Annotated in this window: 20 protein-coding genes; 5 read left to right on the forward strand and 15 right to left on the reverse strand. The window is 70.7% G+C overall.

The features are described from left to right. The first annotated feature begins 40 nt into the window (after positions 1-40). Together EIW28_RS17635 and EIW28_RS17640 are read left to right on the forward strand one after the other, a co-directional pair. Positions 41-961, forward strand: coding sequence for a 5'-3' exonuclease (locus EIW28_RS17635; RefSeq protein WP_232014024.1), 921 nt, complete (start codon positions 41-43; stop codon positions 959-961). After that, a complete protein-coding gene (locus EIW28_RS17640) occupies positions 961-1,686 on the forward strand; it encodes an AAA family ATPase (protein ID WP_125248983.1) in 726 nt (241 codons plus the stop codon). Before EIW28_RS17635 ends, EIW28_RS17640 begins: the two co-directional genes overlap by 1 nt. Before the next feature lie 129 nt (positions 1,687-1,815). Here the strand turns inward: EIW28_RS17640 and EIW28_RS17645 are convergent, their stop codons facing one another. Both EIW28_RS17645 and EIW28_RS17650 read right to left on the reverse strand, forming a co-directional pair. Beyond that, positions 1,816-2,190 carry a VOC family protein gene (locus tag EIW28_RS17645; protein ID WP_125248984.1) on the reverse strand — a complete coding sequence of 125 codons (375 nt, stop codon included), beginning with the start codon at positions 2,188-2,190 and terminating at the stop codon, positions 1,816-1,818. Positions 2,191-2,253: 63 nt separating this feature from the next. Then, positions 2,254-4,980, reverse strand: coding sequence for a DEAD/DEAH box helicase (locus EIW28_RS17650; protein WP_125248985.1), 2,727 nt, complete (start codon positions 4,978-4,980; stop codon positions 2,254-2,256). Between the two features lie 99 nt (positions 4,981-5,079). On the opposite strand from EIW28_RS17650, the gene EIW28_RS17655 reads away from it, so the two are divergent. Beyond that, positions 5,080-5,817, forward strand: coding sequence for an HAD family hydrolase (locus EIW28_RS17655; protein WP_125248986.1), 738 nt, complete (start codon positions 5,080-5,082; stop codon positions 5,815-5,817). 81 nt (positions 5,818-5,898) lie between these two features. Here the strand turns inward: EIW28_RS17655 and tatC are convergent, their stop codons facing one another. The 5 genes from tatC to EIW28_RS17680 form a co-directional block, all read right to left on the reverse strand. Beyond that, a complete protein-coding gene (tatC, locus tag EIW28_RS17660; protein WP_125248987.1) occupies positions 5,899-6,870 on the reverse strand; it encodes a twin-arginine translocase subunit TatC in 972 nt (323 codons plus the stop codon). Positions 6,871-6,892: 22 nt separating this feature from the next. Beyond that, on the reverse strand, positions 6,893-7,171 hold the full coding sequence (gene tatA / locus EIW28_RS17665) for a Sec-independent protein translocase subunit TatA (RefSeq protein ID WP_125248988.1): 279 nt from the start codon (positions 7,169-7,171) through the stop codon (positions 6,893-6,895). Between the two features lie 228 nt (positions 7,172-7,399). Further along, positions 7,400-7,609, reverse strand: a complete 210-nt coding sequence (locus EIW28_RS17670; RefSeq protein WP_125248989.1) for a hypothetical protein — start codon at positions 7,607-7,609, stop codon at positions 7,400-7,402. A 27-nt stretch (positions 7,610-7,636) separates the two neighbouring features. Continuing rightward, the gene (locus EIW28_RS17675) at positions 7,637-8,572 is read right to left on the reverse strand and encodes a helix-turn-helix transcriptional regulator (protein WP_125248990.1); all 936 of its coding nucleotides are present in this window, start codon (positions 8,570-8,572) and stop codon (positions 7,637-7,639) included. A 1-nt stretch (position 8,573) separates the two neighbouring features. After that, positions 8,574-9,551 (reverse strand): helix-turn-helix transcriptional regulator, encoded by a 978-nt coding sequence (locus tag EIW28_RS17680; RefSeq protein ID WP_125248991.1) that lies wholly within the window; start codon positions 9,549-9,551, stop codon positions 8,574-8,576. Positions 9,552-9,715: 164 nt separating this feature from the next. Between EIW28_RS17680 and EIW28_RS17685 the strand changes: the two genes are divergently transcribed. Next, the gene (locus EIW28_RS17685; RefSeq protein WP_125248992.1) at positions 9,716-10,807 is read left to right on the forward strand and encodes a DUF3866 family protein; all 1,092 of its coding nucleotides are present in this window, start codon (positions 9,716-9,718) and stop codon (positions 10,805-10,807) included. A 436-nt stretch (positions 10,808-11,243) separates the two neighbouring features. Here EIW28_RS17685 and EIW28_RS17690 read toward each other — a convergent pair whose 3' ends face one another. The 7 genes from EIW28_RS17690 to arc all read right to left on the reverse strand — a co-directional run bounded on the left by EIW28_RS17690 (position 11,244) and on the right by arc (position 18,630). Then, complete coding sequence (locus EIW28_RS17690) at positions 11,244-11,492, reverse strand: hypothetical protein (protein ID WP_125248993.1); 249 nt, start codon at positions 11,490-11,492, stop codon at positions 11,244-11,246. Between the two features lie 9 nt (positions 11,493-11,501). After that, complete coding sequence (pafA, locus tag EIW28_RS17695) at positions 11,502-12,860, reverse strand: Pup--protein ligase (RefSeq protein ID WP_125248994.1); 1,359 nt, start codon at positions 12,858-12,860, stop codon at positions 11,502-11,504. Between the two features lie 172 nt (positions 12,861-13,032). Beyond that, positions 13,033-13,824, reverse strand: a complete 792-nt coding sequence (gene prcA / locus EIW28_RS17700) for a proteasome subunit alpha (protein ID WP_125248995.1) — start codon at positions 13,822-13,824, stop codon at positions 13,033-13,035. A 15-nt stretch (positions 13,825-13,839) separates the two neighbouring features. Beyond that, positions 13,840-14,634 (reverse strand): proteasome subunit beta, encoded by a 795-nt coding sequence (prcB, locus tag EIW28_RS17705; protein WP_125248996.1) that lies wholly within the window; start codon positions 14,632-14,634, stop codon positions 13,840-13,842. Positions 14,635-14,829: 195 nt separating this feature from the next. Next, complete coding sequence (locus EIW28_RS17710; protein ID WP_091028433.1) at positions 14,830-15,045, reverse strand: ubiquitin-like protein Pup; 216 nt, start codon at positions 15,043-15,045, stop codon at positions 14,830-14,832. A gap of 111 nt (positions 15,046-15,156) precedes the next feature. Further along, positions 15,157-16,662 carry a depupylase/deamidase Dop gene (gene dop, locus EIW28_RS17715; RefSeq protein ID WP_125248997.1) on the reverse strand — a complete coding sequence of 502 codons (1,506 nt, stop codon included), beginning with the start codon at positions 16,660-16,662 and terminating at the stop codon, positions 15,157-15,159. 186 nt (positions 16,663-16,848) lie between these two features. Beyond that, positions 16,849-18,630 carry a proteasome ATPase gene (gene arc / locus EIW28_RS17720; RefSeq protein WP_125248998.1) on the reverse strand — a complete coding sequence of 594 codons (1,782 nt, stop codon included), beginning with the start codon at positions 18,628-18,630 and terminating at the stop codon, positions 16,849-16,851. Between the two features lie 117 nt (positions 18,631-18,747). On the opposite strand from arc, the gene EIW28_RS17725 reads away from it, so the two are divergent. Continuing rightward, positions 18,748-19,035: a ferredoxin gene (locus EIW28_RS17725; RefSeq protein WP_125248999.1), complete on the forward strand. Its 288-nt coding sequence runs from the start codon at positions 18,748-18,750 to the stop codon at positions 19,033-19,035. Positions 19,036-19,135: 100 nt separating this feature from the next. On the opposite strand, the gene EIW28_RS17730 is transcribed toward EIW28_RS17725, so the two are convergent. Further along, positions 19,136-20,053, reverse strand: a complete 918-nt coding sequence (locus tag EIW28_RS17730) for a tRNA (adenine-N1)-methyltransferase (RefSeq protein WP_187350619.1) — start codon at positions 20,051-20,053, stop codon at positions 19,136-19,138. Between the last annotated feature and the right edge of the window lie 4 nt (positions 20,054-20,057).

Consider the following 20,057-nt stretch of genomic DNA (forward strand, 5'->3'; position numbering starts at 1 on the left):
ATCGCCCGCGGTGTCGCCTCCTCGTGAGAGAGTGGTGCGCATGCTGATGCTCATCGACGCCGCGTCCCTGTGGTACCGCGCCTACTACGGGCTCCCGTCCTCGATCAAGGCCCCGGACGGGCGCCGGTCGGGCGCGGTGCGGGGCTTCTTCGACGGCCTCGCGGTGCTCTCGAAGCGCTTCTCCCCCACCGGGATCGTGTGCTGCCTGGAGGGGAACTGGCGGCCGCAGTGGCGCCTGGACCTGATGCCGGGCTACAAGGCCGACCGGGCGCTCCCCGACGGCTCCGAGGACACCCCGGAGGGCCTGGACGACCAGGTCGCGGCGATCGAGGCGCTCCTGCCGGCGCTCGGGCTGGCGACGGCGGCGCACCCGGAGTTCGAGGCCGACGACGTCATCGCGACGCTCGCGGCCCGCACGGCCGAGCCGGTCCACGTCGTCACCGGGGACCGCGACCTGTTCCAGCTGGTCGACGACGAGCGCGGCCGCAAGGTCGTCTACCTGGCGAAGGGCATCTCGAAGGCGGAGCTGTTCGACGGCGAGGCCGTCGCCGCGAAGTTCGGGGTGAACCCGAGCCACTACGTCGACTTCGCGGTCCTGCGCGGCGACCCCTCGGACGGCCTCCCGGGCGTCAAGGGCATCGGCGCGAAGACCGCGGTCGCGCTCGTGAACACGTACGGCGGCATCGCCGGTCTCAAGGCCGCGGCCGCCGACCCGGCCTCGGAGCTCCCGGCCCGCCAGCGCGCGGCGATCGGGGAGTCGGCCGAGTACCTCGACCGGGCGGTGGCGACGTCCACTGCGGTCGCGGACGTCGACGTGCCGCTCGTCGACGCGGCGATCCCGGCCGAGTGGCACGACCCCGCCGCGGTCGATGAGCTGGCGGCGCAGTGGAACGTGGGCTCGGCGCTCCAGCGGCTCCAGGCGGCGCTCGCCGCGCAGGCCGGCGACGCCCCGGCGGTCTGATGGCGGGGCCGTTCCTGCGGTCGGTGCGGGCCGAGGGGATGCCCGAATCGGGCTGGCCGTGGGACCTGCCGGCGGTGCGGGCGCTGGAGGCCGGCCTCGATCTCGACGCGCCGGTGGTGATGTTCTGCGGCGACAACGGGACCGGGAAGTCCACGCTGGTCGAGGCGCTCGCGGACGCGCTCGGGTTCAACGTGGAGGGCGGGTCGCGGAACTTCAGGTTCGCGACGGCGCGGACGGCGACGCCGCTGGCCGAGCACCTGGTGGTGGCCCGGCGGGCGGGCAGGCGGCCCGCCGACTCGTTCTTCCTGCGCGCGGAGTCGTTCTTCAACGTGGCGACGGAGATCGAGCGCCTCGGCGCGGGCTGGGGCGCGTACGGCGGGACCTCGGCGCATGAGCGCTCGCACGGCGAGGGCTTCCTCGACCTGGTCGTCAACCGGTTCGGCGGCGCGGGCCTGTACCTGCTCGACGAGCCGGAGTCGGCGCTGTCGGTCCACGGCTGCCTGGCGCTGCTCGCGCGGATCGCGTCGCTGACGGCGCAGGGCAGCCAGTTCATCGTGGCGACCCACTCGCCGATCCTGCTGGCCTGCCCGGGGGCGGTGCTGTACGAGGCCGGCGGTGAGGGCATCGCGCCGGTGGCGTACGACGAGGCCGGGCCGGTGCGGCTGACGCGGGGGTTCCTCGCCGACCCGCAGCGGTACCTGCACCACCTGCTGGACGGGGACTAGGAGTGTCGCACCCGCGGCGGGTCGGTTCGAGTCGACGGGTTCGCTCGCCGGGCGGCCTTCCCGGTCCTGGTGTCGGATCGGGGAGGCCGGCAACGCCGCGAGCGGGCGCAGCGGCCGTCAGGGGCGCTGTCAATCCCAGACGGTCGCGGCGGCCTCGAACTCGGCGCGGTCCGAGTGGACGGGGATGACGCACAGGAGGTGGCCGCCGGGCGCGCGCAGGGTGCGGCACTCGAGCCAGCGCGAGACCTCGACGGCGCCGAGCGCGGTGAGGCGGTCGGTCTCGGCGTCGAGGTCGTCGGTCTCCATGTCGATGTGGAAGCGCGGTTCGCCGTCGATGCGCTGCACCGCGGTCACCAGGCCCGCGATCCCGCCGGGCAGGCTCGTGAACTGGGGTTCGTCGTCGTTCGGCCGCGCCTCGACGCCGAGGGCGGCGGACCAGAACGCGGCGGCCGCGTCGGCTTCGGGCGTGTCGAAGAGGATCGTCGAGATGCGGCTGCGGTGCATGCGGAAGCCCTTCGGGTGCGGCGCGGCCCGGCCGTCTCAGCGGCCGGGTCGCACGGTTCGTCCTTACACGTCGGCGACCACGCCGCGGCGGATCGAGTCCACCGCGTCGAAGGCCGCGTCGGCGAGCTTGTTCGAGGACTCGGTGCCGATGAACCGGGCCGCGGTGCCCATCTGGTGGAGCAGGTCGGCGGTGCGGCGGGCCCAGCGCACGAAGTCGCCGCCGGGCATCGGCCACGGGCCGTCGGCCGCGGCGAGGGCCTTGGAGAGCTCCTCGCCCTTCGTCCACCGGTAGATCGGCCAGGCCAGGCCCAGCTGCGGCCGGGAGATGAGCGAGAGGCCCCGCTGGTTCTCGGCGCGGCGGATGGCCTCCCAGCGGCGCTGGGTCTTCGCGACGAGGTCGGTGATGGGGCCGGGCACGGCCACGAAGAACTCGTCCTCCTCGAATCGGGACTCGTAGATGACCGTGGAGGCGATCGCGGCCAGCGAGGGCGCGTCGAGGCCCTCCCAGATGCCGTCGCGCAGGCACTGGGCGACGAGCAGGTCGGTCTCCACGAACAGGTTGCGCAGCAGCCGCCCGGACTCGGTGACGGTCTCGCCTTCGAGGTACCCGAACTCGGTGAGGACTTCGCGCACGGCCGTGAACTGGCGCGCGAGCGAGTGCTCGCGGCGCTCGGAGCGGCGCCGGAGCGTCTCCTCCTCGCGCTTGAGGCGGGACCAGCGGGAGGCGTGCACGGTGTGCTGCCCGGCGTCGGGGCAGGTGCGGCACGGGTGGTTCTTGACCTCCTCGCGCAGGCGTGCGATCTCGGGGGTCTCGGCGGCGCCGCCGCGGCGGGTGGGCCGCGAGCGGTCGCGGGTGGCCTCGCGCAGGCTCGCGGCGAGGTCGCCGCGGGCCTTGGGGTCGCGCCGGTCGAAGCGCTTGGGCATGCGGATCTTGGTGACCACTTCGAGGCCGCCGTCGAACGCGGCGGTCTCGACGGTGCCGGCCCAGCCGTCGGCGGTGAGCACGGCCCAGCGCGGGTCGTGGTGGCGCGAGCCGCCGGTGGGGCGCAGGAACACGGCCCAGCCGGTGCGCTTGCCGCGCGAGATCCACACGACGTCGCCGCCGCGGAGCTGCTCGAGGTTGGTGCGGGCCTCGTCGCGCAGGGCGCCCTTGCGGCGCTTCTGGTTCGCGCGCTCGGCCTGCGAGAGCTCGTGCGTCAGTTCGTAGTAGGCGAGGAAGTCGCCCTTGTGGCACTCGGCGCCCTTGGCGGCCTCGGCGGCGCGCCGGCCCAGGGAGCGGGCCTGCTCGGCGATGTGGACGGCCTCGGAGTCCGACTGGAACTGCGCGAACGAGGAGGCCAGGACCTCTTGGGCGCGTTCGACGCCGGCGGCGCCGATGAGGTTGACGGCCATGTTGTAGGAGGGCGCGAACGAGGAGTTCAGCGGGTAGGTGCGCTTGGAGGCGAGGCCTGCGAGCTCCTTGGGGCGCACGTCCTCGGCCCACACGGTGACGGCGTGGCCCTCGACGTCGATGCCGCGCCGCCCGGCGCGCCCGGTCAGCTGCGTGTACTGGCCGGGGGTGAGCATGACGTGGTCGGAGCCGTCGTACTTGATGAGCCGCTCCAGGACCACCGAGCGGGCGGGCATGTTGATGCCCAGCGCGAGCGTCTCGGTGGCGAACACGGCCTTGAGGAGGCCGCGTTCGAAGAGCTTCTCGACGACCTCCTTGAACACCGGGAGGAGCCCGGCGTGGTGGGCGGCGATCCCGGCCGCGAGGCCGGCGAGCCAGCGGTCGAAGCCGACGGCGTCGAGGTCGGCGGGGTCGATGTGGGAGACGGCGGCGGTGGCGTAGTCGACGATCTCGTCGCGTTCGCGCCCGTCGGTGAGGCGCAGGCCGGCGCGCACGCACTCGTCGACGGCGGCGTCGCAGCCGGCGCGCGAGAAGATGAAGTAGATCGCGGGCAGCAGCGCGGCCTGGTCGAGGCGGGAGACGACGCGGCCGCGGTCCACATGGGGCCGGCCGCGGCGGCGCCCGCCGCCGGCGCGCTCGCCGCGCTCGCGCATGCGGGCGTCCTTCTTCAGCAGTTCCTTGGAGACGTAGTCGCCGTCGGGCTCGAACAGGTCGAGGAGGGCGCCGCCGATCATCATGTGCTGCCACAGCGGGACCGGGCGGGTCTCGGAGACGACGACCTCGGTGGAGCCGCGGACGCTCTTGAGCCAGTCGCCGAACTCCTCGGCGTTGGAGACCGTCGCCGACAGGGAGACGACGCGGACCTCCTGCGGGAGTTCGATGATGATCTCCTCCCAGACGGCGCCGCGGAAGCGGTCGGCGAGGTAGTGGACCTCGTCCATGACCACATAGCGCAGTCCGTGGAGGGTGGCCGAGCCGGCGTAGATCATGTTCCGCAGGACCTCGGTCGTCATGACCACGATCGGGGCCTCGCCGTTGACGACGGTGTCGCCGGTGAGGAGGCCGACGTTCTCGGCGCCGTGGGCGTCGACGAGGTCGTTGAACTTCTGGTTCGACAGGGCCTTGATGGGCGTCGTGTAGAAGCACTTGCGGCCCTCGGCCAGCGCCAGGTGCACGGCGAACTCGCCGACGACGGTCTTGCCGGCGCCGGTGGGGGCGCAGACGAGGACGCCGTGCCCGGATTCGAGGATGCGGCAGGCCTCGACCTGGAAGTCGTCGAGTTCGAACGGGTAGTCCCCCGCGAAGGCCGCCAGCTGGGGCCATTGCCGGCGCGCCTGCGCGGCGGCGTGGCGCTCGGCCGGGGAGCGGTCGTCGGCGTACGGCACGTCGGCGTTAACCATGGCCTCAACACTAGTCTGCTACCCCGACAAGAGCATCCCGGTAACGCGCCAGCGCACCCGGCTGTGACGACGCCTACACGGCCGGGTATCGTCCCGGATGTGCACCGTGATTCCTCACCAGGAGACGACGATGCGGGACGCGGAGGGGTCGACGCGGTCCTGTTCGACTTCCACGGCACCTTGGCGCAGCTCGAACCCCTGACCAGGGCGGTCGCGCTGGCCGCCGAGGTCTGCGGGAAGCAGCTCTCACCGCTCGCGGTGACGGCGCTCGCGGATGCCATCGGCGCGCAGGGCTGGCTCGGTTCGGGCATGGAGCCGCGGGTGCGGCCGCACTTCGCGGAGGCGTGGGCGGACCGGGACCTCGACGAGGACTCCCACCGCGAGGCGTTCACGGAGCTGGCGGCGCAGGCGCACGGCGTGTTCGACGGCCTCGCGGAGGCCCTGTACGACCGGCTCGCCTCCCCCGAGGGCTGGGTGGCGTTCGCCGACACGTTCTCCACGCTGGTGTCGCTCAAGGCGCAGGGCTACCCGATCGCGCTGGTGTCGAACATCGGCTTCGACGCGCGCCCGATCCTGCGGCGCCTGGGCATCGACCGGTTCATCGACGCGTGGGTGCTGTCCTACGAGGTCGGGTACTGCAAGCCCGACGAGAAGATCTTCTACGCGGCCTGCCACGCGCTGGACGTGGAGCCGAGCCGGGTGCTCATGGTCGGCGACACGATGGCCGACGCGGGCGCGGCCCGGATCGGGGCCCGCTGCTACCTGGTGCCGCACGCGGAGGCGGGCCGGGCGGTGGGCCTGGACGCGGTGCTGCGGCTGGTCCGCGGCGGCTGCTGAACGGAACCTGAGACACCGGAAGGCCCCGGAGCGGTTGCGCTCCGGGGCCTTCCGTTCGCTCGGCCTGGGTCCTCAGGGGACTCAGGTGATGTCGTCGTAGCCGTCGACGCGCCGTCCGAGGCGGTTGCGCCGCTCCTCGGGGTAGTCCTCGTCGTCGAGCCCGCTCGCCGCGATGGACGAGGCGGCGGCGACGTCATCGGCGCTGCCGATGTCGCTGGCCTCCTCGTCGTCCCACTCGTCCTCGTCGGTGATGCCCTTGCGCTTGTCGTTGAGATGGGCGACGACGAGCGCCATCCCGTAGAGGATGAGCATGCAGATCGCAAGGGCGGTCATGCCGAACGGGTCGGGGGTGGGCGTGAAGATCGCGGTGAAGATGAAGCTCACCACGACCACGATCCGCCACCAGCCGCGCATCCGCTTCGCGGTCACCAGCCCCATCACGTTGAGCATCAGCATGATCAGCGGGAACTCGAAGCCGATCCCGAAGACCACCATCACCGTGAGGTAGAAGTTGATGTACTCCTCGAGGTTCAGCGCGATCTGGAATCCGGTGCCCTCTTGGAGGACCATGATGAACTGGATGCCGTGGCTGACCACGAAGTACGCGAGGAGCGCGCCGCCGAGGAACAGCGGCGCGGCGATCCCGATGAACGTGTAGGCGTACCGGCGCTCGTTCCGGTGCAGGCCGGGGGCGATGAACGCCCACAGCTGGTACAGCCAGAGCGGCGAGGTGGCCACCAGGCCCATGTACAGCGAGACCTTGAGGTACAGGGCGATGTGGGACGCCGGCGAGTTCAAGGTGAAGTTGCACAGCACCTGCTCGCTGTCTTCGATGTTCGCGGCCGGCGTGTTGCAGTACGGCTGCGCGAGGAACTCGATGGCCTGCTTGGAGAAGACCAGGCCCAGCGCGGTGCCGACCAGGATGACCAGGACCGCGATCATCAGGCGCGAGCGCAGGTCCATGAGGTGCTCCATGAGCGTCATGGAGCCGTCGGCGGCGCGCTGGAACTTGGTCTGGCGTTTGCCCTTGCGGCGTGGTGGTTCGTCCGCCATGGTCGTAACGGCCGTGTCCGGACTAGCGCGTCTGCTTGCGGTCGACCGCTTCGCCGTCGATCACGGTCTCGTTGACCGGCGCCGGCGGGTCGAGCGGCTCGCGCGTGTGCTTGGGCTCCGCGCGGACGTCGCCGTCCTTGTCGGGGTTGTTCGAGTCGGTCTTCATCGCCTCGGTCTCGGACTTCAGGATGCGCATGGAGCGACCGAGTCCGCGGGCCATGTCCGGGAGCTTCCGGGAGCCGAACACCAGCAGGATGACAACGACGAGAATGATGATGTGCCAGGGCTTCAGTGCACCCATTGTTCGGTCCCTCCGGATATATGTCGGTGACGTTTACCATCGTATGCCTCGGTGGAGGCTGCCGCCACGGAGCCTGAGACCGGGTTCACCCCGTGGTCACCGTTGGTAGGCGCGGCTACGACATCGTCGAGCCGGACAAGCATGACCGACGTTTGACACTTCCGTCAACACTGGAGCCTTGGGGAACGCCGATCTTTATCAGAATGTGGCGAGTGCGACCGGACGGTGTCACTTCTCGGGCAGCGCGGCGGTCGCCCGCTGCGCCTGAGCGAGGGTCGCGTTCAAGCGTTCTTGCAGCTCCTGGGCCTGTTCGACGCGTTCTTGGGCGCGTTCGAGCCCGCTGCCGAGTTGCTTGAGGCCGCCGAGGAGGCGCCACGCCGCGGCGGCGAGGAGCACGAGTCCGGCGAGTGCCAGCACGACCGATATCGCCCAGATCATCGGGACAGTCTATGCGACGGGCCGGGCTCAGGCCGCCGGGGCGTAGCGGGCGAGCGCGGCCCGCGCGGTCTGGCGGACGGCGTCGCGCAGCTCGGCCGGGGCGACGACCTCGGCCTCGCCGCCGAGCCCGAGGACGAAGCGGCGGGCCCAGTCGAGGTCGCGCACGCGCATGACGACGCGGCGGCGCCCGTCGGGCTCGCCGGCGACCTCCTCGCACGGGTAGGAGTCGACGACGCCCTTCGCGCCGGGGCCGAGCAGCAGCTCGATGCGGGGCAGCTCGGAGGCGAGGAACGCGGTGGGCGCGGGCTGGTTCGTCAGGCGGAGCGGCTCGGAGGGCTCGTCGAGCTCGGTGCACGCGTCGATCCGGTCGATGCGGAACTGGCGGATCTCCCCCGCGGTCCGGCACCAGGCCCGCAGGTAGGCGTGGCCGTCGGCGACGACGATCTCGATCGGGTCGACGACGCGCTCGGACGTGGTGTCGCGGTGCGCCGAGTAGTAGGTGATGCGCGCGGCGTGCCCGGAGGCGACGAGCGCGGCGTACTTCTCGGCCTGCGGGTCGGTGACGGTGTCGCGGACGGTGACGTCGGCGGGCGCCTCGCCCGCGGCGGCGGCGAGCTTGTCGAGCGCGGAGGCGATGGCGGCGCGGTCGCCGACGCCGGGCGTGTCGGCGAGGACCCGCAGGGCGACGGAGAGCGCGAGCGCCTCGTGGGCGGCCAGGCGCACCGGCCGGTCCATGCCGGCGGCGAACAGGACGCGCACGGCGTCGGCGTCGAAGGCGATGTCGATGAGGTCGCCGGGCCCGTAGCCGGGCAGGCCGCACATCCACAGCATCGTCAGGTCGGCCTGGACCTGCTCGACGTCGACGCCGAAGTCGGCGGCGATCTCGGTCATCGGCACCCCTTCGGGGCGCGCGACCAGGTACGGGACGAGGTTGAGCAGTCGGGCGAGGCGGTTCGTCGTCATGTCAGTCTTCCTCCTCGTCGGCGAGGGTCTGGAGGCACGCGACGGTCTCCTTGACCAGCTCGGGCGGGTCGACCACGAGCACGTCGGCGCCGAAGGAGGCGAGCCAGGCGGCGGTCGGGGCGGTCTCGGTGTACGAGAAGCAGACCTGGTCGCCCTCGGGGGTGCGCGGCCCGATCTGGTCGGCGCGGCGGCGCACGCCCCAGGCGCGCTTGGGCCGGACGAGGACGGTGGCGCGGACCGGCTGCTGCCGGGCCTCGGACTCGGAGGCGAACGCGAGCACGTCGACGTCCTCGGGGATCGTGTACGCGCCTTCGGGGCCGGTCAGGCGGACCTTCCCGGAGATGCGCGAGAGCCGGAAGCACCGCTGGGCGCCGCGGTCGAGGTCGAGCCCGGCGACGTACCAGCGCCCGCGCCAGGCCGCGCAGCCCCAGGGCTGGAGGCGGCGCTGCTGCGCGGACTCGTCGCGGGCCCCGAAGTAGTCGAAGACGACGGCGCGGCGCGCGGCGATCGCCTCGAAGAACGGGGAGAGGGCGGCCTCGGCGCCGGGCAGGGACTTCACGGTCGCGGTGGCGGCGTGCGACTCGACGTCGATCCCGGCCGCGCGGAGCTTGAGCAGGGCCTCGGCGCTCCCGGTCTGGAGTTCGGGCTGCTGCCACAGGCGCGCGGCGGCCGCGACGGCGGCGGCCTCGGCGTCGGTGAACTCGATCTGCGGCAGCTCGAAGTCCGAGCGCGCGATCCGGTAGCCGGGCTCGCCGTCGGCGAGGTAGTCGATGCCGGACTGGAGCGGGATGCCGATGCGGCGCAGCTCGGCCTTGTCGCGCTCGAACTTGCGCTGGAACGCCTCGTGCGCCTTCTTGTCCTCGGGGTCGTGCTCGTAGCCGGGCACGGTCCGGGCGATCCTGCCGGCGGTCTGGAAGCGCCGCGAGGACAGCAGGCAGAGCACCAGGTTCACCAGTCGTTCAGTGCGATCGTTGGACACCCGCCCAGCCTATGCCAGCGCCCGAACCGGCCGCCATCACGCCCGGGGCCCCGGCGGGGCGCGCCGCGGGGGCGCGGCGCGGCGGGTGCCGGGCGCTGCCGCCGACTGTCCATGGCCCCCAAGCACCCCCTTGTAGTTGAGGGCCGCTTTGGTAGGGTCCGGGCGTGATCAGATGGCGATACGGGACCGTGACCGGCGTGCGCGGCGGCTGGCGCGGGTGCACCGAGCTGGAGGTCGACGTCGAGGCCCGCGAGGGCGAGGACGCGTTCTCGTGCCGGGGCCTGGCCTACGACGAGCTCGTCGGGGTCCCGAAGGTCGGCGACCGGGTGCTGCTCAACTGCAACGCCATCGCCAAGGGCCTGGGCACCGGCGGGTACGCGCTGGTCATCGCCGTCCCCGACCGGCTCCCGGCCGACGTCGAGGGCCCCGGGCACATCGTGAAGGCCCGCTACACGCCGATGCAGGCGATGCGCCTGGCCGTCGACGAGGACGACTCGCCGTACCGGGCGGCGGTCGAGGAGTGCGAGGACCTCGGCGGGATGCCGGTGGTCGTGGCCGACCTGCACTCGGCGCTCGCGCCGGTCCTCGCGGGGGTGCACGCGACCGCGCCGGACGCGAAGGTCGCTTATGTGATGACCGACGGCGGGTCGCTCCCGGCGTGGTTCTCGCGCCAGCTCGACCAGCTCTCGGACCGGATCAGCACGGTCGTCACCGCCGGCCAGTGCTTCGGCGGCGACCTGGAGGCCACGAACATCCACAACGCGCTCATCGCGGCGCGCACGGTCGGCGGCGCCGACATCGCGATCGTGGCCCAAGGCCCGGGCAACCTTGGCACCGGCACGGTGTGGGGCTTCTCCGGGACCGCGGCGGGCGAGGCGGTGAACGCGGCCTCGGTGCTGGGCGGACGCCCGGTCGCGTCGCTGCGGATCTCCGAGGGCGACGCCCGCGAGCGCCACCGCGGCATCTCGCACCACTCGATGACCGCGTACGGGAAGGTCGCGCTGGCCGCGGCCGACATCCCGGTCCCGGACGAGCTCCCGGCGGACCTGGAGCCGAAGATCCGCGCCCAGCTCGCCGAACTGCCCGAGCGCCACCGCCAGATCGAGATCGACTGCTCGGGCCTGGTCGAGGCGATGGAGGCCCTCCCGGTCAAGCTCTCCACGATGGGCCGCGGCCTCGACCGCGACCGCGTCTACTTCATCGCCGAAGCCGCCGCAGGCCGCCACGCTGCCCAGATAGCCAAGCGCCGAGCCTGAACTTCAGCTCCCCTTCAGCAACCCGCGCTAGCGTCGAAACCGGGGGCGACTCACCCACGCCCACCATGAAGCGTGCCCGCAAACCGCCCCGATGCCGGCGCCCCATCGACCGCCTTCAGCTCCCCTTCAGCTACCTCCGGCTACCGTCGAAGCCGGGGGCGACTCACGCACGCCGACCATGCAGCGTGCCCGCAACCAGCCCGGATGCTGCGCCCCATGGACCGCCTTCAGCTCCCCTTCAGCTACCTCCGACTACCGTCGAAACCGGGGGGACCTGACGCCCGCCACCCATGCAGCGTGCCCGCAAACCGCCGCCATGGCACGCGCCGCACACACCGCCTTCAGCTCCGCTTCAGCAGCCCCGCGCTAGCGTCGAAGCCGGGGGCGAGTCAGTCGCGCTAACCATGTCGCGCGCCCGCGAAGCCGTCGGCACCGCTCAGAGCACGAACAGCACCAGCAGCCAGATCCCCACGACACCCGCCAGCGCGAGGGCCAGGACCCAGGTCGGGACCTTGTACTCGCCGCGGCGGTTGCGGGCGATCTCCTCGCGGATGCGGGTCTGGCGCTTCTCGGCGGCGGCGACGGGGTCGAACGAGCCGAGCAGGCCGGACCTGCCGGCCTGCTCGCGTGCTCCGGGCCGCCGTCCGGCGGCCGTCGTCTCGTCGTTCTCAGGGGTTTCGGACACGACTCATGCTCACATGCTGGCGATGAGCTTGTCCACTCGCTCGTCGCGGGAGCGGAACGGGTCCTTGCACAGGACCGTGCGCTGGGCCTGGTCGTTGAGCTTGAGGTGGACCCAGTCGACCGTGAAGTCGCGCCGCTTCTCCTGCGCCTTTCGGATGAACTCGCCGCGCAGGCGCGCGCGCGTGGTCTGCGGCGGCACTTCCTTCGCCTCGAAGACCTCGACGTCGTGCGTGAGCCGCTCGGCCTCGCCGCGCTTCTCCATCAGGTGGTGCAGGCCCCGGCCGCGGCGGATGTCGTGATAGGCCAGGTCGAGCTGGGCGACGCGCGGGCTCGAGAGCGGCAGGCCGCGCTTCTCGCGGTAGCGCTCGATGAGCTTGTACTTCGCGACCCAGTCGATCTCGCGCGAGATCGGGTCGAGGTTGCCGTCGTCGACCGCCTGGAGGACGCGGCCCCACAGCTCGATGACGCGCTTGGTGGTCGCGTCGGCGCCGCGCTGGTCGACGAAGTCCATCGCCTTCTCGAGGTATTCGCGCTGGATGTCCAGGGCGGAGGCCTCGCGGCCGCTCGCCAGGCGCACCAGGCGCTTGCCGGTGGTGTCGTGGCTGATCTCGCGGATGGCCCGGATCGGATTCTCCAGGGTGAGGTCGCGCATCGTCACGCCGGTCTCGATCATCCGCAGCACCAGGTCGGCGGAGCCGATCTTGAGCATCGTGGTGATCTCGTTGATGTTGGAGTCGCCGACGATGACGTGGAGGCGGCGGTAGCGCTCGGCGTCCGCGTGCGGTTCGTCGCGGGTGTTGATGATGGGGCGCGAGCGGGTCGTCGCGGAGGAGACGCCCTCCCAGATGTGCTCGGCGCGCTGGGACAGGCAGAAGCGGGCCCCGCGCGGGGTCTGGAGGACCTTGCCAGCGCCGCAGATGAGCTGGCGGGTGACGAGGAACGGGATGAGGACCTCGGCGAGGCGCCCGAACTCGCCGTGGCGGCTGACGAGGTAGTTCTCGTGGCAGCCGTAGGAGTTCCCGGCGGAGTCGGTGTTGTTCTTGAACAGGTAGATGTCCCCGGCGATGCCTTCGTCGTGGAGGCGCTTCTCCGCGTCGATCATGAGGCCCTCGAGGATTCGCTCGCCGGCCCGGTCGTGCTTGACCAGGTCCTCGACGGAGTCGCATTCGGGGGTGGCGTACTCGGGGTGGGAGCCCACGTCGAGGTAGAGGCGGGCGCCGTTGCGGAGGAACACGTTGGAGGAGCGGCCCCAGGAGACCACGCGCCTGAAGAGGTACCGGGCCACTTCGTCCGGAGACAGGCGCCGCTGTCCCCTGAAGGTGCAAGTGACCCCGTATTCGGTCTCCAGTCCGAAAATGCGCCTGTCCATGTCGAAACCCTACCCCGATTCTTATGAGGAGAACACCCCTCGCGGTCGAACGGTTTCGCTCCGCGACGGGCGTGTTGACGGTCGTTGCGGGGTCGCGGGGGCGGTGGGCCCCCGCGACCGTCCACTTGCGTGCGGGAGTTTCGTATTCGTGAATGCGGCTCGGGACGTGCCCCTATTCGCTGGGCTGCGGCCGGTCGCCCTTGTCGGGGGTGTCGGCCGCGTCCTCCGGCTCGTCTCCGATGACCTCGTCGGGGTCGACCTCGGCCTCCTCGCGGGGCATGAGGGCGTCGAGGGCCAGGCCCTCGATGCGGCGGAAGGCGCGCCCGGGACGGGCCCGCTCGAGGACAGCGACCTCGAGGACGTCGGTGGTCAGCTCGCGCCGGACGCCGTTGCCGCCGTCCGAGGAGAGCGCCCGCAGGGCCAGCGCGAACGCGTCGGCGAGCGGGGCCTCGGAGTCGTGGCCTTCGGAGAGGACCTCGACGAGCTGCTCGGCGGCGCCGCCCATGGCGAGGTAGCCGGGCTCGTCGTTGATCGAGCCGTCGAAGGTCAGGCGGTAGAGCTCGTCAGCGTCAGGGGAGGCCCCGACGCCGGCGACGCAGATCTCGACCTCGAAGGGCTTGGTCTGCTCCGAGAAGATCGCGCCGAGCGTCTGCGCGTAGGCCTTGGCGAGGCTGGCGGCGGTGACGTCGCGGCGGTCGTAGGAGTAGCCGCGCAGGTCGGCCATCCGGACGCCGGCGGTGCGGAGGTTCTCGAACTCGTTGTACTTGCCGACGGCGGCGAAGCCGATGCGGTCGTACAGCTCGTAGACCTTGTGAAGCGCCGAGGAGACGTTCTCGGCGACCAGGAGGACCCCGTCGGCGCACGAGAGCACCACGACGTTGCGGCCGCGGGAGATGTTCTTGCGGGCGAACTCGGCCCGGTCCCGCATGATCTGCTCGGGACTGGTGTAGAACTGCATGGCCATGTCAGGCTCCTCTCCTTATCCGTAGGGGTTCTCGGTGCGGGCCGCGATGACGGAGCGGGCGAGCTCGGCCACGGTGGCCTCGTCGATCCGCTTGGAGCCTTCGGCGGTGGCGCTCATGACGACGGGGTACAGGTCGCGGATCGGGTCGGGTCCGCCGGTGGCCGAGTCGTCGTCGGCGGCGTCGTAGAGCGCCTCGACGGCGGCCTTGACGGCGTCGTCGGTGCTGAGGCCGCGCCGGTACCGCTTCTTGAGCGAGCCCTTGGCGAAGATCGAGCCGGAGCCGATCGAGTCGTAGTCGCGTTCGGCGTAGACGCCGCCGACGACGTCGAAGCTGTAGATCTTGCCGGCTTCGGCCACGGAGGGGGCGTCGGTGTCGAACCCTGCGAACAGGGGGACGACGGCGAGGCCCTGCATGGCCATGCCGAGGTTGCCGCGCAGCATGGTGGCGAGGCGGTTCGCCTTGCCGTTCAAGGTGAGCGGGGCGCCTTCGATCTTCTCGTAGTGCTCGAGTTCGACCTGGTAGAGCTTGATGAGCTCGATGCCGAGGCCGGCGGTGCCGGCCATGCCGACGAGCGAGTAGGCGTCCGCGGGGAAGACCTTCTCGATGTCGCGGCTGGCGATGTAGTTGCCCGAGGTGGCGCGCCGGTCGCCTGCCATGACGACGCCTTCGGCGGTCTTGAGCGCCACGATCGTGGTGGCGTGGGCGCTCATCTCGGCGAAGTCGCCGGGGGGCAGGGGTCTGCGCCCCGGCAGCAGTTCCGGCGCCGCCTGCATGAGGAACTCCGAGAAGGAGGAGGTTCCGGCCGTCATATACGCGTTGGGCAGTTTGCCTGGGAATCCTTGACCTGTCACGACATGACCTCCCTAATTCTCTATTCTTTTCGACGCTCGGCCGAGATTGCGACTTGACGGTGCAGGGTCCCGGTGCGCCGGTCTTGGCGAGGCTCGCGAGCCGCGGCTGCGGCTCTGCCGTCACACCAGGTGCCCTGTCGACCGCAGGTGCGGCTACTGGCCGCCCTTCTGCACGAACGAGCGCACGAACTCCTCGGAGTTGGTCTCCAGGACCTCGTCGATCTCGTCGAGCAGGTCGTCGACTTCTTCGGTGATCGCTTCGTGCCGTTCGGCGATCTCGGGGTCTACAGCGGCCTCGGTGGTCTCGGCGTCTGCTTCCTGCCGTGACCGCTGCGACTGCGACTGCCCGCCGGAGTCCTTCGCTGCCATAGCTGTTCCCTTCTACCTCGACGGTGCATAAACCGTACCGCGAGAGTACGACAGCACGCCAGATACGACGCTGTACCGCTCTGTAATATTCCCGCGGCGCTCTGGTGTCGGTTAATCGGCCGTGATGACGTCGAGGAGGTCCTTGGCGGCCTCGCAGCGCTCGAACAGCTCCCCCACATGGGCTTTGGTGCCCTTTTCGGGCTCCATCATGGGCACTCGCACGAGCGAGTCGGCGCCGACGTCGAAGATGACGGAGTCCCAGGAGGCCGCGACGACCTCGGAGGGGTAGCGCGAGAGGCACCGGCCGCGGAAGAACGCGCGGGTGTCGGCGGGCGGCTCGGTCATCGCGTCGATGATCTCGGTGTCGGTGAGGAGCCGCTTCATCTTGCCGCGGGCGACGAGCCGGTGGTAGAGGCCCTTCTCGGGGCGCACGTCGTGGTACTGGAGGTCGATGGCGTGGAGCTTGGCGGCGCCCCAGTCGAGGTTCTCGCGCTCGCGGTAGCGGTCGAGGAGCGAGAGCTTGGCGGGCCAGTCGAGCATGTCGGCCAGCTCCATGGGGTCGCGGGCCAGCGCGTCGAGGACGTGGGCCCACTGGTCGAGGACCTCGCGGGTGGCGGGGTCGGCGTCGGGGCCGCAGTAGGCCTCGGCCTGCTCCAGGATGGACATCTGGAGTTCGACCGCGGTGAGCCGCTTGCCGTTTCGCAGTTCGATCTTGTGCTTGAGGGTGGGGTCGTGGGAGACGGCGCGGAGCTCGGCGACGGGCTCGGCGATGCCGAGGGAGCCGTCGAAGGCGCCGGACTCGATCATGGCGAGGACGATGGAGGCGGTGCCGACCTTGAGGAAGGTGGCGTACTCGGCGAGGTTGGCGTCGCCGATGATGACGTGGAGGCGGCGGTAGCGCTCGGCGTCGGCGTGCGGCTCGTCGCGGGTGTTGATGATGGGCCGCTTCAGCGTGGTCTCGAGCCCGACCTCGACCTCGAAGAAGTCGGCGCGCTGGGAGATCTGGAAGCGGTGCTCGGAGCCGTCCTGGCCGATGCCGATGCGCCCGGCGCCGGCGAAGACCTGGCGGGTGACCAGGAACGGCGTGAAGTGGGCGACGATGTCCGCGAAGGGCGTCTGGCGCGACATGAGGTAGTTCTCGTGCGCGCCGTAGGAGGCGCCCTTGTTGTCGGTGTTGTTCTTGTACAGGTTGATCGGGCCGATGCCGGGCGTATGGGCGGCCCGGAGGGCGGCCTCGGCCATGGTCAGCTCGCCGGCCTTGTCGAAGAGGACGACCTCGCGAGGGTTGGTGACCTCGGGCGTGGAGTATTCGGGGTGGGCGTGGTCGACGTAGAGGCGGGCGCCGTTGGTGAGGATGACGTTGGCGAGGCCGGAGTCCTCGTCGGCGAGGTTCTCGGCGGGGTCGTAGAGGGCCCCGGTGTACGTGAAGCCGCGGGCGTCGCGCAGGGGGGTCTCCTCCTCGTAGTCCCACCTGGCCCGGCCGCCCTTGGAGAGTTCGGGGCGGGCGGCGTAGGCGTTGACGATCTGGGAGGAGGTCACCATCGGGTTGGCCCCAGGCTGGCCCGGCACGGAGATTCCGTATTCGATCTCGGTGCCCATGATGCGGCGAACGGTCATGCCTTCGAGCCTAGTCCGTCCGGGCCCCTTTGCGCCCCCTCGGAGGGCGTCCGACTGGATTTCCGCCAGCTCGATGTGCAATTGCCTCATGGATATCGGTTACCCGGGGAATGCGGGGCCGACACTTCCGGGACAGGGGGAATCGGCCGGCGGGACGGGCCCGCCGGCCGATTCGGTAGTTTTTGCTTACAGATACTGACCCGTGTTGGACACGGTGTCGATGCTGCGTCCGGAGTCGGCGCCCTTGCCGGAGACGAGCGTGCGGATGTAGACGATCCGCTCGCCCTTCTTGCCGGAGATGCGGGCCCAGTCGTCCGGGTTGGTGGTGTTCGGCAGGTCCTCGTTCTCGCGGAACTCGTCCACTGTGGCGTCGATGAGGTGGCTCAGGCGGATGCCCCGCGACTGCGCGGTGAGGAAGTCCTTGATGGCCATCTTCTTCGCGCGGGCCACGATGTTCTCGATCATGGCGCCCGAGTTGAAGTCCTTGAAGTACAGGACCTCCTTGTCGCCGTCGGCGTACGTGACCTCGAGGAAGCGGTTCTCGTCGACCTCGGAGTACATGCGCTCGACGACCGCCTGGATCATCGAGTTGACGGTGGCGTCCCGGTCCTTGTCGTGCTCGCGCAGGTCGTCGTCGTGCAGCGGCAGGGTCGGGGTGATGTACTTCGAGAAGATGTCCTTGGCGGACTCGGCGTCGGGCCGCTCGATCTTGATCTTGACGTCCAGGCGGCCGGGCCGCAGGATCGCCGGGTCGATCATGTCCTCGCGGTTGGAGGCGCCGATGACGATGACGTTCTCGAGGCCCTCGACGCCGTCGATCTCCGACAGCAGCTGCGGGACGATCGTGTTCTCGACGTCGGAGGACACGCCCGAGCCGCGGGTGCGGAAGATCGAGTCCATCTCGTCGAAGAACACGATGACCGGCATGCCCTCGCTGGCCTTCTCGCGGGCCCGCTGGAAGACCAGGCGGATGTGCCGCTCGGTCTCGCCGACGTACTTGTTCAGCAGCTCGGGGCCCTTGATGTTGAGGAAGTAGCTCTTGGAGGAGGCCTCCTCGCCGCGCATCTCGGCGACCTTCTTGGCCAGCGAGTTGGCGACGGCCTTGGCGATGAGCGTCTTGCCGCAGCCGGGAGGGCCGTACAGCAGGATGCCCTTCGGCGGCCGCAGCTCGTGCTCGCGGAAGAGGTCGGCGTGCAGGAACGGCAGCTCCACGGCGTCGCGGATGAGCTCGATCTGCCCGTCGAGGCCGCCGATGTCGTAGTAGTCGACGTCGGGGACCTCTTCGAGGACGAGCTCCTCGACCTCGCTCTTCTGGATGCGCTCGTACGCGTAGCCGGCGCGCGGCTCGATCATGACCGAGTCGCCGGCGCGCAGCGGCCCGTTGATGAGCGCGTCGGAGAGCAGCACGACCCGCTCCTCGTCGGCGTGGCTGGTCACCAGGGCCCGGTCGGGCGGGCCTCCCGCGGGGTTCTCGATGAGCTCCTTGAGCGTGACCACTTCGCCGATGCGCTCGTAGTCGAGGACCTCGACCACGTTCATGGCGTCGTTGAGCAGGACCTCCTGGCCGCGCTCGAGCTCCTCGGGGTCGATCGAGGGGGCGAGCGACACGCGGAACTTCCGGCCCGAGGTGAAGACGTCGACGGTGCCGTCCTCGCGCGCGCCCAGGAACACGCCGTACCCGGACGGCGGCTGGGCGAGCCGGTCGATCTCCTCTTTCAGTGAGACGATCTGCTCGCGGGCCTCTTTCAAGGTCGCCACGAGGCGCTCGTTCTGCTCCGACAGGCGGTCGATCTGGGACTGGGCGGCGGCGAGCCGCTCCTCCAGGATGTGCATGTGTCGGGGGGTCTCGGTGAGACGGCGCCGAGCCGCGGCCAGTTCTTCCTGGAGCTCTTCGACCTGTCCTGACAGTTCGTCGTGCTCTGAGCCCTGGCCCAGGTTCTGTCGACGGTCATCGTTGCTTCGTGCCACGGGTCACACCTCCCAGGAGAGTGTTCGTACTCCCAACCGTATCTGGTCGGGGAGGCCAATAGTAAGGCTCGACACCGACATTCGGAAGGGGGATTGCCGCGCGGCTAGTCTGGAGTCATGTCCACCTCGCGCGATCTCGAAGTGTCGATCGACCAAGACGCCTGCACCGGCGACGGCCTCTGCGTCCAGTACGCCCCTACTGTTTTCGAGTTCGACATCGACGGACTCGCCTATGTCAAGGACACCGACGGCGAGCTCTTGACTACGCCAGGTTCCCAGGTCAGGGTGCCCGAACACCTGCGCCTGGAGATCGTCAACGCGGCCCACGACTGCCCCGGCGAGTGCATCTACGTGCGCGACCGGAACGACAAATCGCCCGTCGCCGGACCCGGCGCGGACGACTGAGCACTGTCGAGCGAGGCGGGGGCCGTCGCCGATGATCCCCGCCCTGTTACGTTTCAGCGCTTGAGAAGTCGTGAATCCGACTCAAGAAGTAACCAGATCGTTACAGTTCCTCGGCGGCGTCGGGGCCGTCCTCCGCGGGCGGCGCGGCGGCCTCGGCGGCGATGCGCGCGTTGCGCTCCCGCAGGGCCTGCTGGCCCTTGGAGGGCTTGAGCTTCCGCGCCGGGGCGACCGTCCCGGGGGCGAGCTTGCGGGCGGTGATGAGGAACGCGGTGTGCGCGATCATGCGGTGGTCGGGGCGGACCGCGAGGCCCTCCAGGTGCCAGCCGCGGATGAGCGACTCCCACGCCTCGGGCTCGGTGAAGGTCTTGCGCTCGCGCAGGGCCTCCACGAGTTCCGACATCTGCGTGGTGGTCGCGACGTATCCGATGAAGACACCGCCGGGACGCAGGAGGCGCTCCACAGTGTCCAGCACCTCCCAGGGCGAGAGCATGTCGAGCACGACCCGGTCGACCGGCGCGTCGAGCTCGGCCTCGGCCACGTCGCCGACCGTGAGCGTCCACTGCTCGGGGAGCTCCCCGTAGTAGCCCTGGACGTTCTCCTGGGCGATCTTCGCGAAGTCCTCGCGCAGCTCCCACGAGAAGACGCGCCCGGTCGGGCCCACGGCCCGCAGCAGCCAGTTCGTGAGCGCGCCGGAGCCGGCGCCGGCCTCGACCACGCGCGCGCCCGGGTAGATGTCGCCGAACGTGAGGATCTGGGCGATGTCCTTGGGGTAGATGACCTGCGCGCCGCGGCGCATCGACAGGCCGTAGTCCGGCAGGAGCGGGCGCAGCGCCAGGTAGGCGGTGCCGCCCTCGGTGGTGACGGTGACGCCGTCGGGCTTGCCGATGAGGTCGTCGTGGAACAGCCGCCCGCGGTGGGTGTGGAAGGCGCCGCCCTCGGCGAGGGTGATCGTGGCCTTCCGGTTCTTCGCGTCGGTCAGTTGGACGCGGTCGCCCGGCGCCAGCAGGTCAGATGCCACTTGC

It is taken from the genome of Glycomyces terrestris, assembly GCF_003933745.1.
Classification (GTDB): Bacteria; Actinomycetota; Actinomycetes; order Mycobacteriales; family Micromonosporaceae; genus Glycomyces; species Glycomyces terrestris.